The sequence below is a fragment of the Pseudomonas sp. BF-R-30 genome, assembly GCF_019956175.1.
In the GTDB taxonomy this organism is placed as follows: Bacteria; Pseudomonadota; Gammaproteobacteria; order Pseudomonadales; family Pseudomonadaceae; genus Aquipseudomonas; species Aquipseudomonas jessenii.
The window spans coordinates 161884-176573 of the sequence record NZ_JAHBDE010000055.1 but is presented as its reverse complement, the minus strand read 5'-3'; the positions used below and the strand labels follow the sequence as shown (position 1 = coordinate 176573).

Below are 14690 nucleotides of genomic sequence, written 5' to 3'. Positions count from 1 at the left end.
CCAGCCATTCTCGAACAATCAAAACAAAACGCTTCAGAGCAGCACCACGTCGTATTGTTCCTGGGAATACATGGTTTCGACCTGAAAGCGGATGGTGCGCCCGATAAACCCTTCCAGTTCGGCAACGTTGCCCGACTCTTCGTCGAGCAGGCGGTCCACCACTTTCTGGTTTGCCAATACACGATAGCCTTCCGCCTGATAGGCGCGAGCCTCGCGCAGGATTTCACGGAAGATTTCGTAGCAAACGGTTTCCGGGGTCTTGAGCTTGCCCCGTCCCTGACAGGCATTGCACGGCTCGCACAACACCTGTTCAAGGCTTTCGCGGGTGCGCTTGCGGGTCATCTGCACCAGGCCCAGCTCGGTGATACCGATGATGTTGGTCTTGGCGTGATCGCGCTCCAGTTGCTTTTCGAGCGTGCGCAACACCTGGCGCTGGTGCTCTTCATCTTCCATGTCGATGAAGTCGATGATGATGATTCCGCCCAGATTACGCAGGCGCAATTGACGGGCGATGGCCGTCGCGGCTTCGAGGTTGGTCTTGAAGATGGTCTCTTCGAGATTGCGGTGGCCGACAAACGCCCCGGTATTGACGTCGATGGTGCTCATGGCTTCCGCCGGATCGACCACCAGATAACCGCCGGACTTGAGCGGGACCTTGCGTTCGAGTGCCTTCTGGATTTCGTCTTCGACGCCATACAGGTCGAAAATCGGCCGCTCGCCCGGGTAGTGCTCCAGGCGGTCAGCGATCTCGGGCATCAGTTCGGCGACGAATTGCGTGGTTTTCTGAAAGGTTTCCCGGGAGTCGATGCGGATCTTCTCGATTTTCGGGCTCACCAGGTCACGCAGGGTGCGCAGCGCCAGACCGAGGTCTTCGTAGATTACGCTAGGCGCACTGATGGTTTTGATCTGGGCGTTGATCTGATCCCAAAGACGGCGCAGATAACGGATGTCCATAAGGATTTCATCCGCGCCGGCACCTTCGGCTGCCGTGCGCAGGATGAAACCGCCAGCCTCCTTGATACCTTCCTTGGCCACGCAATCAGTGACCACCTGTTTGAGGCGTTCGCGCTCGGCTTCGTCTTCGATCTTCAGAGAAATACCGACATGGGCCGTGCGCGGCATGTACACCAGATAACGTGAAGGAATCGAAAGCTGGGTAGTCAGGCGTGCGCCTTTGGAACCGATCGGATCCTTGGTCACCTGCACCACCAGGCTCTGGCCCTCGTGCACCAGTGCACTGATGCTCTCGACCGCCGGGCCTTCTCGCACGGAAATTTCCGACGCATGAATGAACGCGGCACGGTCCAGGCCGATATCGACGAATGCCGCCTGCATTCCAGGCAATACCCGCACGACTTTGCCTTTATAGATGTTGCCGACGATCCCGCGCTTTTGCGTACGCTCGACGTGGACCTCTTGCAGGACACCGTTTTCGACCACCGCCACGCGCGACTCCATCGGCGTGATGTTGATCAGAATCTCTTCACTCATGGCAGGGTCTCGTTCAGGCATGTTCACGATAATGGCCGCATCTGTTCAGAACGTTGCTTGGTGTGCGTTCCGGGGTTGCCAACAGGGTATGCCGAAATGGCCGAGCAGTTCCGCGGTTTCGCAAAGCGGTAGTCCGACCACCGCTGAATAACTTCCATCGAGCCCGGCGACAAACACCGCACCCAGTCCTTGAATGCCATAACCGCCCGCCTTGTCCCGTGGTTCGCCGCTGGCCCAGTAGGCTGCGGCTTCCTCACGACTGATATCTCGAAAACGCACCCGGCTGGTGACAACCCGGGATTCGCAACGTTCGCCATCGAGCACGGCAATCGCGGTCAGGACTTCATGTTCACACCCAGACAGCATCGTCAGCATGGCGCACGCATCCGCTTGATCAACCGGTTTGCCGAGAATTTTCCCATCGAGCACCACGGCGGTATCGGCACCGAGCACACAAAATGGTTCATCAGACACGACGCCGCCGCGCCCGGCCTCGGCCTTGCCGCGTGCCAGGCGCTCGACGTAGGCCGATGGGGATTCTTGAGCTAAAGGGGTTTCATCGATGTCCGCATTGACGGCGCGGAACGCAACGCCGATCTGCGTGAGCAATTCACGTCGACGCGGCGAACCAGAGGCGAGGTACAACCGTTTCATCAAGACCTCTCCCTGTCCAATGCCTGAACGAATTAATTGATTTTGTAGCGTCGACGCAGTCCGCGCAAACCGAAACTGATCCAGGGCCAGAGCAGCGCACTGACCAGTGCCGGCAGCACCAGCGCCAACGTCGGCTGACGATTGCCGGTCAAGGCACTGAGCCATAGCTGTACTAGCTGGGCGAGTCCGAAGATCACCAGGATCACCAGGCTCTGCTGCCACATCGGGAACATCCGCAGGCGTTGCTGCAGCGCCAGCACCAGATAGGTGATGAGCGTCAGGATCAAGGCATTCTGACCCAGCAAGGTACCGTAGAGCACGTCTTCAGCCAGCCCCAGGCAAAACGCCGTCACCATCCCGACGGTCTGCGGCAGGTTCAACGCCCAGAATGCCAGCAACAAGGCCAGCCACAGCGGGCGCAGGATTTCCATGAATTGCGGCAGAGGCGAAACGCTCAACAGCAGACCGACGGCGAACGTCAGCCAGACTATCCAGCCGTTTCGGGATGCTTTCACACCACCCATTATTCTCTCCCCACTGGAGTGGCCGGCGCGGACACTGGCGGTTTGGCGGCAGGCTTCGCGGCAGCGGGTTGCGCCGTCGCCGGTTTAGCCACCGCAGGCTTGGCTGGCGTGGTGGTTGGCTTGGCTGGCGCGGTGGCCGCAGGCGCCGCCGTCGCAGGAATCGCCGGTGCGGCGGCCGGTGCAGCGGGGACCGCGGGGCTGACCGGTTTCGGAACCGTCGACGGAATGATCGGCCCACCGCCCTGCGCATCCAGACTTTCCTGGGCCTGGGCGGCAGCGTTGACGCGCTCTTCGGCAGTCCGGTTGTCGCTGAACACCAGCAACAGGTAACGGCTACGGTTCAAGGCGGCGGTCGGAACGGCGCGGACAATGGCAAACGGTTGGCCGGAATCGTGAATCACTTCCTTGACCGTCGCCACCGGATAACCCGCCGGGAAACGCTGACCGAGGCCGGAGCTGACCAGCAGGTCGCCCTCCTTGATGTCGGCGGTATCGGCCACATGCCGCAACTCGAGACGTTCCGGGTTACCGGTGCCGCTGGCAATCGCCCGCAAACCGTTACGGTTCACCTGCACTGGAATGCTGTGGGTGGTATCGGTCAGCAGCAAGACGCGGGAGGTGTAGGGCATCAACTCGACCACCTGCCCCATCAGGCCACGGGCATCGAGTACCGGCTGACCGAGGACCACGCCATCGCGCTCACCTTTATTGATGATGATGCGATGGGTGAAGGGGTTGGGGTCCATGCCGATCAACTCGGCCACTTCGACCTTCTCGTTGACCAGGGCCGAAGAGTTGAGCAACTCGCGCAGCCGGACGTTCTGCTCGGTCAGGGCGGCAAGCTTCTGCATGCGCCCCTGCAACAGCAGGTTCTCGGTCTTGAGTTTTTCGTTTTCGGCGACGAGCTCGGTCCGGCTGCCAAACTGACTGGCAACGCCTTCCCACAGCCGTCCGGGCAGGTCGGTGATCCAGTAGGCGTCCATCAGCACCAGCGACATCTGGCTGCGTGCAGGCTTGAGCAGACTGAAACGGGCATCGACCACCATCAGCGCGACCGATAGCACGACCAGCACCAACAGGCGCACGCCAAGTGAAGGGCCCTTGGTGAAAAGCGGTTTAATAAGCCGCTCCTCCCAGGCAAATGTTCTGTTTATTCATACGGCAGCAATCCGGCCTGGATGCAGACTGACAGAAGATAAACGCGAACAGGCAGCACTGCAAAGTGCCGCCTGCGCGCTCAACAGCATAGAGGCAACCCGGCGACTTATTCGCTGGAAAGCAGGTCCATGGTGTGTTTATCCATCATTTCCAATGCACGGCCACCGCCGCGAGCAACGCAGGTCAGCGGGTCTTCGGCAACGATCACCGGCAGACCGGTTTCCTGGGCCAGCAATTTGTCCAGGTCACGCAGCAAGGCGCCACCACCGGTCAGTACCAGGCCACGTTCGGCGATATCGGAAGCCAGCTCCGGAGGCGATTGCTCCAGGGCGCTTTTCACGGCCTGAACGATGGTTGCCAGGGACTCTTGCAGAGCTTCCAGCACTTCGTTGGAGTTCAGGGTGAATGCGCGTGGAACGCCTTCGGCCAGGTTACGGCCGCGAACGTCGACTTCGCGAACTTCGCCGCCCGGATACGCGGTACCGATTTCCTGCTTGATGCGCTCGGCGGTGGATTCACCGATCAGGCTGCCGTAGTTGCGACGTACGTAGGTGATGATCGCTTCGTCGAAGCGGTCGCCGCCCACACGTACGGATTCGGCGTAAACCACACCGTTCAGGGAGATCAGCGCGATTTCAGTGGTACCGCCACCGATATCCACGACCATCGAACCGCGAGCTTCTTCAACCGGCAGGCCGGCACCGATCGCAGCGGCCATTGGCTCTTCGATCAGGAACACTTCACGGGCACCGGCGCCAAGGGCCGACTCACGGATGGCACGACGCTCAACCTGGGTGGATTTGCATGGAACGCAGATCAACACGCGTGGGCTAGGCTGCAGGAAGCTGTTTTCGTGAACCTTGTTGATGAAGTACTGCAGCATTTTTTCGCACACGCTGAAGTCGGCGATCACACCGTCTTTCATCGGACGAATGGCAGCAATGTTGCCCGGCGTACGACCCAGCATGCGCTTGGCTTCGGTGCCGACAGCAACGACACTTTTCTGGTTACCGTGTGTCCGAATGGCCACAACGGAGGGCTCATTCAGGACGATACCGCGCTCGCGCACGTAAATAAGGGTGTTGGCAGTGCCCAGGTCAATGGAAAGATCGCTGGAAAACATGCCACGCAGTTTCTTGAACATGGGAAAGGGACCCTAGGCAACGCGTGGGTAAAAAAGTGCGGCAAACTCTAACAACGACAGGGATTTTGGGCAAGGCGCCAATATGTTAAATTGGCCGCTTTTCTGTGCACCAAGCCCCACAATCGCGGCCTTATGACCGTAGAAGTGCGGTAGTGTTCCGACAATCTAACACACGGACGCCGTCCGTTTTGTTTTCCACTGGAGAATCCCAATGGCGCTTGAACGCTCCGACGTGGAAAAAATCGCTCATCTGGCCTGCCTTGGCCTCAATGATGCCGATCTTCCACACATCACTTCGGCCCTTAACAGCATTCTCGGGCTGGTCGACGAAATGCAGGCGGTCAATACCGATGGTATCGAACCGCTGGCCCACCCACTGGAAGCCAGCCAGCGCCTGCGCGCAGACGTCGTGACCGAGACCAATCACCGCGAGGCCTACCAGTCCATCGCACCAGCGGTCGAAAACGGCCTGTACCTGGTTCCGAAAGTCATCGACTAATAGGGAAAGAGCCTGCAATGCATCAATTGACTCTGGCCGAGATCGCCCGCGGACTCGCCGATAAAAAGTTTTCCTCCGAAGAGCTGACCAAGGTCCTGCTGGCGCGCATCGCCCAGCTTGATCCGCAGCTCAACAGTTTCATCAGCCTCACCGAGGACCTGGCGCTCACGCAGGCGAAAGCCGCTGATGCACGCCGCGCCAATGGTGAGAGCGGCGCCCTGCTCGGCGCGCCGATCGCCCACAAGGACCTGTTCTGCACCCAGGGCATTCGCACCAGCTGCGGCTCGAAGATGCTCGACAACTTCAAGGCGCCGTACGACGCCACTGTCGTCGCCAAGCTGGCCGCTGCCGGCGCCGTGACCCTGGGCAAGACCAACATGGACGAATTCGCCATGGGTTCGGCCAACGAGTCGAGCTACTACGGCGCGGTGAAGAACCCGTGGAACCTGGAACACGTACCGGGCGGTTCGTCCGGCGGTTCGGCGGCGGCGGTTGCCGCTCGTCTGTTGCCTGCGGCCACCGGCACCGACACTGGCGGCTCCATTCGTCAGCCGGCCGCATTGACCAACCTCACTGGCCTGAAACCGACGTACGGTCGCGTATCGCGCTGGGGCATGATTGCCTACGCCTCCAGCCTCGATCAGGGTGGCCCGTTGGCGCGCACTGCCGAAGACTGCGCGATTTTGTTGCAAGGTATGGCCGGCTTCGATCCGAACGACTCCACCAGCATCGATGAGCCCGTGCCGGACTACAGCGCCAGCCTCAACGGCTCGCTGCAAGGCCTGCGTATCGGTGTGCCGAAAGAGTACTTCAGCGCCGGTCTCGACCCGCGCATTGCCGACCTGGTCATGGCCAGCGTCGAAGAGCTGAAAAAGCTCGGCGCCGTGGTCAAGGAAATCAGTCTGCCGAACATGCAGCACGCGATTCCTGCGTACTACGTGATCGCCCCGGCGGAAGCGTCCTCCAACCTGTCGCGTTTCGACGGCGTACGTTTCGGCTACCGTTGCGCAGACCCGAAAAACCTGGAAGACCTGTACAAGCGCTCCCGTGGCGAAGGTTTCGGGACAGAAGTGCAACGCCGGATCATGGTCGGTGCCTACGCCCTGTCCGCCGGTTACTACGACGCCTACTACCTGAAGGCGCAGAAGATTCGTCGCCTGATCAAGAACGACTTCATGGCCGCCTTCAATGAGGTCGACATCATCCTCGGCCCAACCACGCCGAACCCGGCCTGGAAGCTTGGCGCCAAGAACAGCGACCCGGTCGCTGCGTACCTGGAAGACGTCTACACCATCACCGCCAACCTCGCAGGCCTGCCCGGCCTGTCGATGCCGGCCGGTTTTGTCGACGGCCTGCCGGTCGGCGTGCAATTGCTCGCTCCGTATTTCCAGGAAGGTCGCCTGTTGAACGTTGCCCACCAGTATCAGTTGAACACTGACTGGCACACCCGCACCCCAACCGGCTTCTGAGGAGACACACATGCAATGGGAAGTCGTGATCGGGCTGGAGATTCATACCCAGCTCACCACCCGGTCGAAAATCTTTTCCGGTAGTTCCACCACCTTCGGTTCCGAGCCGAACACCCAGGCCAGCCTGGTAGACCTGGGCATGCCGGGCGTATTGCCGGTGCTGAACCAGGAAGCGGTACGCATGGCGGTGATGTTCGGTCTGGCGATTGACGCCGAGATCGGCCAGCACAACGTGTTCGCCCGTAAAAACTACTTCTACCCGGATTTGCCCAAGGGCTACCAGATCAGCCAGATGGAGCTGCCGATCGTCGGCAAGGGCCACCTGGACATCGCCCTCGAGGACGGCACGGTCAAACGTGTCGGCATCACCCGCGCGCACCTGGAAGAAGACGCCGGCAAGAGCCTGCACGAAGAATTCAGCGGCGCCACCGGCATCGACCTGAACCGTGCCGGCACACCGCTGCTGGAAATCGTCTCCGAGCCGGACATGCGCAGCGCCAAGGAAGCCGTGGCCTACGTCAAGGCGATCCACGCCCTGGTGCGTTACTTAGGGATTTGCGACGGCAACATGGCCGAAGGTTCGCTGCGTTGCGACTGCAACGTCTCGATCCGTCCGAAAGGCCAGGCCGAGTTCGGCACCCGCTGCGAGATCAAGAACGTCAACTCGTTCCGCTTCATCGAGAAGGCGATCAACAGCGAAATCCAGCGTCAGATCGAATTGATCGAAGACGGCGGCAAGGTGATCCAGCAGACCCGCCTGTACGACCCGAACAAGGACGAGACCCGTCCAATGCGCAGCAAAGAGGAAGCCAACGACTACCGTTACTTCCCCGATCCGGACCTGTTGCCGGTGGTCATCGAAAACTCGTTCCTCGACGACGTGCGCGCCACCCTGCCGGAATTGCCACCGCAAAAGCGCGAGCGCTTCCAGGAGCAGTTCGGTCTGTCGGTCTACGACGCCAGCGTACTGGCCACCAGCCGCGAGCAAGCCGATTACTTCGAGAAAGTCGCGAGCATCGGCGGCGACGCCAAACTGGCGGCGAACTGGGTGATGGTCGAGTTGGGCAGCCTGCTCAACAAGCAAGGCCTGGACATCGAAGAGTCGCCGGTTTCCGCCGAGCTTCTGGGCGGCATGCTGCTGCGCATCAAGGACAACACTATCTCCGGCAAGATCGCCAAAGTGGTGTTTGAAGCGATGGCCAACGGCGAAGGCAGCGCAGACGAGATCATCGACAAGCGCGGCCTCAAGCAAGTGACCGACACCGGCGCCATCTCGGCGGTGCTGGACGAAATGCTCGCGGCCAACGCCGAGCAGGTCGAACAATACCGCGCGGCAGACGAAGCCAAGCGCGGCAAGATGTTCGGCTTCTTCGTCGGTCAGGCCATGAAAGCCTCCAAAGGCAAGGCCAACCCGCAACAGGTCAACGAACTGCTCAAAAGCAAGCTCGAAGGCTGATGAGAATGGAGCCAGCCCGACTCACTGGCTCCATTCCCCTGTGGGAGCGGGCTTGCTCGCGAATGCGGTTCGGCACTCAATTCAATGTTGACTGTCAGAATGCATTCGCGAGCAAGCCCGCTCCCACATTTGTTTTTTGGAACACCCAAATGAAACGTCTGCTCGGCGCCTGCGCCCTCCTCTCGTTCCTGGCCGGTTGCGCCAGCACCGACACCGTCGATCCGCATGGCTACGACAAAACCGGCGTGGCTTCGTACTACGGCGCCAAACACCAAGGCAAACGCACCGCCAACGGCGAGCGTTTCAACATGAATTCCATGACCGCCGCCCATCGCCAGCTACCCTTCGGTACACGGGTGAAGGTCACCAATCTGAATAACGACAAATCCTGCGTGGTGCGCATCAATGATCGCGGGCCGCACACCCGGGGCCGCCTGATCGACCTGTCCAAGGAAGCCGCCGAGCGCCTGGGCATGCTGCGCAGCGGCACCGCGCGGGTTCGCGTGCAAGCCCTCGACGACTGACCGATGGAGCCCCGACCATTTTCGGATTAGCCGATTTACCCCTGATCAGCGTGATCGAATTGCTCAGCGGATTGCTCCTGCTGATTGTCGGCGCCGAATTGATGGTGCGCGCCGCCGTACGCATCGCCGCGCGGTTGCACGTACGACCGCTGATCATCGGCCTGACCATCGTCGCCCTCGGCAGCAGCGCACCGCAGATGGCGGTCAGCCTGCAAGCGACCCTGGCGCACAATGCCGACATCGCCGTCGGCAGTGTGATCGGCAGCAGCATTTTCAACATCCTCGTCACCCTCGGGTTGTCTGCGCTGATCATTCCGCTGCGGGTTTCCCGACAATTGGTGCGCCTGGATATTCCGTTGATGATCGGCGCCAGCCTGTTGGTGTTCGTACTCGCCTGGAATGAAGAACTGACCCGGGCCGACGGCGTGATGTTGCTGACGGCGCTGGCGATTTACCTGGGCTTGTTACTGCGTCAGTCGCGACACTCGGCACGCCCGGTATCGAGCCATGATCACAACGGCCAGGCGTCATGGCTGAGCAGCCTGCTGATGATCGTCGCCGGACTGGCGATGCTGGTGTACGCCGGACACTTGCTGCTGGGGGCAGCCGTTGCGGTCGCTACCGACCTTGGGCTGTCGGAGCGGATCATCGGCCTGACCATCGTCGCCGTCAGCACCTCACTGCCTGAGCTCGCCACTTCGTTGATCGCGGCTATACGCGGCGAACGCGATATTGCCGTGGGCAACGTGATTGGCAGCAACCTGTTCAACCTCTTGGGCGTGCTCGGCTTTACGGCGCTCGTGGCACCGTCACCGCTGTCGGTGTCGCCCAACGCCCTGGATTTCGACCTGCCGGTGATGCTCGGCATCGCGGCGCTGTGCCTGCCGGTGTTCTACTCCGGCTATCGGGTGACCCGCGCCGAAGGTCTGCTGTTTCTGGGTTTGTACCTGGCGTATGGGCTGCACGTGGTGTCGTTCACCACCGGCATGCCACTGGCCGGCAAGCTGGAACACTTGATGCTGTTATTCGTCCTGCCGGCGCTGGTAGCGTTTTTGCTGTTCACGTCACTACGCGCCTGGCGTCGCCAACACCATAAGAAGGAAGCCCCATGACCGAGAATAAAAAACCCGGCGTTGAAGTCCGCCGCCAAGTGATGGGCGACGCCTTCGTCGACCGCGCACTGGGCAACGCCACCGAGTTCACCCAGCCGCTGCAGGACTTCGTCAATGAACACGCCTGGGGCGGCGTGTGGAATCGCGAAGGTCTGCCGCTGAAAACCCGCAGCCTGATCACCCTTGCCGCCCTGACCGCACTCAAGTGCCCGCAGGAGCTGAAAGGTCACGTACGCGGTGCGCTGAACAACGGCTGCACTGTGGATGAAATTCGCGAAGCGCTGCTGCATTGCGCGGTGTATGCCGGTGTGCCGGCGGCGATCGATGCGTTTCGGGCGGCGCAGGAAGTGATCGACAGTTACCAGAAGCCAGAGTGAATCAAAGAAATTCAGGCTGCCTGATCTGGCGCCATCGCGAGCAAGCTCGCTCCCACAGGGGGTCTTCGGTGTGAATAGAATTTGATCAACAACAAAGAAACCTGTGGGAGCGAGCTTGCTCGCGATGAGGCCCTAAAGCGCAGCGACAATCCGGAAGCTAAATCCACCCACCCCACTGCAACAAAAAGATCCCGATATTGGTGGTCACCGCCGCCATCAACGTGGTGATCACGATGATGGCGGCCGCGAGTTCATGATTGCCATCCGCCGCCCGGGCCATGACGAAACTGGCCGCCGCTGTCGGGCTGCCGAAGTACAAAAACAGAATCCCCAGCTCCGCACCACGGAAGCCCCAGAGCCACGCACCGAGTGTCGCCAGGATCGGCAGACCGAGCATTTTCACCAGGCTCGAACTGAACGCCATCGAACCGCTTTTGCGCAGCGCCGCCAGCGACAGCGTGCCGCCGATGCAGATCAGCGCCAGCGGCAACGTGGTTTGCGCCAGGTACTGGCCGGAGGTTTCCAGCCAGCCGGGCAAGCCGATCTTGAAATAGGCGAATGGTGCAGCCGCAATCACGCTGATGATCAGCGGATTGCTGAACACGCTTTTGCAGATGCTCCACGGATCGGACTTGATCACCGGGCTGTACACCGCCAGCACAATGGTCGAAAGGGTGTTGTAGAACAAGATCACCAGCGCCGCCAGGATCGCTCCGAGGGAAATCCCGTAGTCGCCGTACATGCTTGCCGCTAGCGCCAGGCCAATGACCCCGTTGTTACCGCGAAAGGCACCTTGGGTGTAGATCCCCCGATCTTCCCGCGGGCACTTCCAGATCGCCCAAACCCAGGCGATGGCAAAACACACCAGGGTCGCAAGGGAAAAATAGATCAGCAGCGCAGGCTGCAACGCCGCGTGCAAGTCGGCATGCAGGATGCCCAAAAACAGCAACGCCGGCATGGTGACGTTGAACACCAATGCTGACGCGGTGTGGATGAAATTGTCGTTGATCCAGTCGATGCGCTTGAGCAGCACCCCCAGAAACAGCATGACGAACACCGGCGCGGTGATGTTCAGGGTTTCGAGGAAAATTGCCAGCATGCCGGGAGGACCTTGGGGTGGGCGTCGTTAGGGGGCTAATGATAAGCCACTGAAGACTTCGGCGCCTGCTGGATCGCCTTCGTGAGCAAGCCCGCTCCCACATTTGATCAGTGTCGAACACAAAACCTGTGCACGGCGAAAATCCAGTGTGGGAGCGGGCTTGCTCGCGAAGCAGGCGACTCGGTCTTAAGTGATCGGCGCCGGATTGAACAGGGTGATGTCGTTATGCAGTTTGTGCTGCTCGGCCCACGTCTGCTTCTTGCCGCTCGCCACGTCCAGATAGTAGTGGAACAACTCCCAGCCAAGATCTTCGATGGACGCGCGGCCGGTGGCAATGCGCCCTGCGTCGATGTCGATCAGGTCCGGCCAGCGTTGCGCCAGTTCGGTCCGGGTAGAGACCTTCACCACCGGCGCCATGGCCAGACCGTAAGGCGTGCCACGACCGGTGGTGAACACGTGCAGGTTCATCCCCGCCGCCAACTGCAAGGTCCCGCAGACAAAGTCGCTGGCCGGGGTCGCGCAGAAGATCAGGCCTTTGCGCTTGAATCGCTCGCCAGGGCCAAGCACGCCGTTGATCGCGCTGCTGCCGGACTTGACGATCGATCCCAGGGATTTCTCGACAATGTTCGACAACCCGCCCTTCTTGTTGCCCGGCGTGGTGTTGGCGCTGCGATCCGCCTCGCCCTTGGCCAGGTAGCGGTCGTACCAGTCCATTTCCCGCACCAGTTCCTGAGCGACGTCCTGGTTTTCCGCGCGGGAGGTCAGCAGATAAATCGCATCGCGCACTTCGGTGACTTCGGAGAACATCACCGTCGCACCGGCCCGCAGCAGCAGGTCCGAGGCATATCCGAGCGCCGGGTTGGCGGTGATGCCGGAGAACGCATCACTGCCACCGCATTGCATGCCCAGGATCAACTCGGATGCCGGCACGGTTTCCCGACGACGTTGATCGAGCTTCTTCAAGCGCGTCTCGGCCAGTTCCATGATCTGCTCGATCATCTCGGTGAAGCCGTGACTGGAATCCTGCAAGCGGTACAGCCATGGCTCGCTCAAATCCACCGAGCTGTCGTTCTCGTGCATCACTTGCCCGGCCTGCAATTTCTCGCAGCCCAGGCTGATCACCAAGGCTTCGCCACCCAGGTTCGGGTTGCGTGCCAGGTTGCGCACGGTGCGGATCGGGATGTACGCGTCGGTGGCGGTGATGGCCACGCCACAGCCGTAGCTGTGGGTCAGCGCCACCACATCATCGACGTGCGGGTACTTGGGCAGCAACTCGTCCTTGATGCGCTTGACCGCATGATCCAGTACTCCGGTCACGCACTGCACGGTGGTAGTGATGCCGAGAATGTTGCGCGTGCCGACGGTGCCGTCGGCGTTGCGATAACCCTCGAAAGTGAAGCCCTCCAGCGGTGCCTGCGCGGCCGGCACGTCGGTGGACAGCGGCAGGCTGTCCAGCGGTGGCGCGGTCGGCATGCGCAGTTGATCTTCCTTGACCCAACTGCCTCGGGGAATCGGCTGCAAGGCATAACCAATGACCTGGCCATAACGAATCACCTGGCCACCTTCGGGAATGTCTTCCAGGGTGACCTTGTGGCTCTGCGGCACGAAATCCACGGTAACCAGACCGTCCGCAAACTCGGTGCCGGCCGGTACGCCCTGATCATTGACCACAATCACTACGTTGTCCCGCTCGTGCAGGCGGATGTAGCGCGGCGAGTCGGAATGTTCAATCAACTGCATGACGCCGCTCCTCAGGAATGCGCTTGAGACAATTTGCCTGGGGCTTCAGTACCGTTCGCTGGTGGCTCTTTGAGCACCACGCGCTTGATCGGGCCCACGATCACCAGGTAGCTGAACACCGCAACCAGTGCGTTGCAACCGACGAACACCAACGCCCACTTGAATGAACCGGTGGAGCTGATGATGTAACCGATCACGATTGGAGTGGTGATCGAAGCAATGTTACCGAAGGTGTTGAACAGGCCACCGCTCAGACCGGCGATCTGCTTCGGCGACGTGTCGGACACCACGGCCCAGCCCAGTGCGCCGACGCCTTTGCCGAAGAACGCCAGGGCCATGAAGCCGACGACCATCCATTCTACGTCCACGTAGTTGCACGCCACGATGCTGCTGGAAACCAGCAGGCCAGCGATGATCGGTGCCTTGCGGGCGAAGGTCAGGGAATGGCCCTTGCGCAACAGGTAATCGGAAATCACCCCGCCGAGCACACCACCGATGAAGCCGCAGATTGCCGGCAAGGACGCGATGAAACCGGCCTTGAGGATGGTCATGCCGCGCTCCTGCACCAAGTACACCGGGAACCAGGTCAGGAAGAAGTAAGTGATGCCGTTGATGCAGTACTGGCCCAGGTACACGCCGAGCATCATGCGGTTGGTCAGTAACTGGCGGATGTAATCCCACTTCGGACCGTCGGACTTCTTGCCCTTCTGGTCCATGTCGACCATGCCGCCGTTTTCGGAGATGTGCTTGAACTCAGCATCGTTGATCCGTGGGTGTTCGCGCGGGCTGTAGATCACTTTCAGCCAGACCAGCGAGAAGATGATGCCCAGGATACCCATGACGATGAACACGTGCTCCCAGCCGAAGGAATAGACGATCCAGCCCATCAGCGGAGCGAACAGCACGGTGGCGAAGTATTGCGCCGAGTTGAAGATCGCCGAGGCCGTACCGCGTTCAGCAGTCGGGAACCACGCCGCAACGATTCGGGCGTTACCAGGGAAGGACGGCGCTTCAGCCAGGCCCACCAGGAAGCGCAGCATGAACAGCGCAACCACCGCCGTGGACATGCCGAACTCACCGACGAAGCCTTGCAGCACGGTGAACAGCGACCAGGTGAAGATGCTCAATGCGTAGATTTTTTTCGAGCCGAAACGGTCCAGTAGCCAGCCGCCGGGGATTTGCCCGGCCACATAGGCCCAACCGAATGCGGAGAAGATGTAGCCGAGGGTCACGGCGTCGATGCCGAGGTCTTTTTGCAGGCTGGAGCCAGCGATTGCGATGGTAGCCCGGTCGGCGTAGTTGATTGTGGTCACCAGAAACAGCATGAGCAGGATCAAATAGCGGACGTGAGTCGGCTTCTGGGTCGGTTGCATGTAGATGTACTCCCACTGATTATTTTTATGCGGGTAATAACGGTGTTCTGTAGGAGCGAGCCTGCTCGCG

14 protein-coding genes are annotated in these 14690 nt (G+C 60.6%); 6 read left to right on the top strand and 8 right to left on the bottom strand.

All coding sequences use genetic code 11. The features are described from left to right. Positions 1-33: 33 nt before the first annotated feature. The 5 genes from rng to mreB form a co-directional block, all read right to left on the bottom strand. On the bottom strand, positions 34-1491 hold the full coding sequence (gene rng / locus KGB20_RS23580) for a ribonuclease G (protein ID WP_090453080.1): 1458 nt from the start codon (positions 1489-1491) through the stop codon (positions 34-36). A gap of 45 nt (positions 1492-1536) precedes the next feature. Next, positions 1537-2145: a Maf family protein gene (locus KGB20_RS23575; RefSeq protein ID WP_150812812.1), complete on the bottom strand. Its 609-nt coding sequence runs from the start codon at positions 2143-2145 to the stop codon at positions 1537-1539. A 32-nt stretch (positions 2146-2177) separates the two neighbouring features. Continuing rightward, a complete protein-coding gene (mreD, locus tag KGB20_RS23570; protein ID WP_007970244.1) occupies positions 2178-2669 on the bottom strand; it encodes a rod shape-determining protein MreD in 492 nt (163 codons plus the stop codon). Next, a complete protein-coding gene (gene mreC, locus KGB20_RS23565; protein ID WP_154910436.1) occupies positions 2669-3790 on the bottom strand; it encodes a rod shape-determining protein MreC in 1122 nt (373 codons plus the stop codon). Before mreC ends, mreD begins: the two co-directional genes overlap by 1 nt. 143 nt (positions 3791-3933) lie before the next feature. Continuing rightward, positions 3934-4971, bottom strand: a complete 1038-nt coding sequence (mreB, locus tag KGB20_RS23560; protein ID WP_002555108.1) for a rod shape-determining protein MreB — start codon at positions 4969-4971, stop codon at positions 3934-3936. Positions 4972-5182: 211 nt separating this feature from the next. Here mreB and gatC point away from each other — a divergent pair, with 211 nt between their 5' ends. From gatC to KGB20_RS23530, 6 genes are all read left to right on the top strand, one after another. Further along, the gene (gene gatC, locus KGB20_RS23555) at positions 5183-5470 is read left to right on the top strand and encodes an Asp-tRNA(Asn)/Glu-tRNA(Gln) amidotransferase subunit GatC (RefSeq protein WP_007901429.1); all 288 of its coding nucleotides are present in this window, start codon (positions 5183-5185) and stop codon (positions 5468-5470) included. Positions 5471-5487: 17 nt separating this feature from the next. Beyond that, positions 5488-6939, top strand: a complete 1452-nt coding sequence (gatA, locus tag KGB20_RS23550) for an Asp-tRNA(Asn)/Glu-tRNA(Gln) amidotransferase subunit GatA (RefSeq protein WP_057398872.1) — start codon at positions 5488-5490, stop codon at positions 6937-6939. A gap of 10 nt (positions 6940-6949) precedes the next feature. After that, positions 6950-8395: an Asp-tRNA(Asn)/Glu-tRNA(Gln) amidotransferase subunit GatB gene (gene gatB / locus KGB20_RS23545; RefSeq protein WP_090453075.1), complete on the top strand. Its 1446-nt coding sequence runs from the start codon at positions 6950-6952 to the stop codon at positions 8393-8395. A 149-nt stretch (positions 8396-8544) separates the two neighbouring features. Further along, positions 8545-8919 (top strand): septal ring lytic transglycosylase RlpA family protein, encoded by a 375-nt coding sequence (locus tag KGB20_RS23540; protein WP_154861579.1) that lies wholly within the window; start codon positions 8545-8547, stop codon positions 8917-8919. Between the two features lie 50 nt (positions 8920-8969). Continuing rightward, positions 8970-10031: a calcium/sodium antiporter gene (locus KGB20_RS23535; RefSeq protein WP_150812816.1), complete on the top strand. Its 1062-nt coding sequence runs from the start codon at positions 8970-8972 to the stop codon at positions 10029-10031. Then, positions 10028-10408 carry a carboxymuconolactone decarboxylase family protein gene (locus KGB20_RS23530; RefSeq protein WP_046040018.1) on the top strand — a complete coding sequence of 127 codons (381 nt, stop codon included), beginning with the start codon at positions 10028-10030 and terminating at the stop codon, positions 10406-10408. Before KGB20_RS23535 ends, KGB20_RS23530 begins: the two co-directional genes overlap by 4 nt. Before the next feature lie 157 nt (positions 10409-10565). Here KGB20_RS23530 and KGB20_RS23525 read toward each other — a convergent pair whose 3' ends face one another. From KGB20_RS23525 to KGB20_RS23515, 3 genes are all read right to left on the bottom strand, one after another. Next, entirely contained in the window at positions 10566-11507 is a 942-nt protein-coding gene (locus KGB20_RS23525) for an AEC family transporter (RefSeq protein WP_150812817.1), read from the bottom strand. Between the two features lie 186 nt (positions 11508-11693). After that, positions 11694-13247: a galactarate dehydratase gene (gene garD / locus KGB20_RS23520; RefSeq protein WP_057716438.1), complete on the bottom strand. Its 1554-nt coding sequence runs from the start codon at positions 13245-13247 to the stop codon at positions 11694-11696. Positions 13248-13258: 11 nt separating this feature from the next. Further along, positions 13259-14620 carry an MFS transporter gene (locus KGB20_RS23515; protein ID WP_102669068.1) on the bottom strand — a complete coding sequence of 454 codons (1362 nt, stop codon included), beginning with the start codon at positions 14618-14620 and terminating at the stop codon, positions 13259-13261. Between the last annotated feature and the right edge of the window lie 70 nt (positions 14621-14690).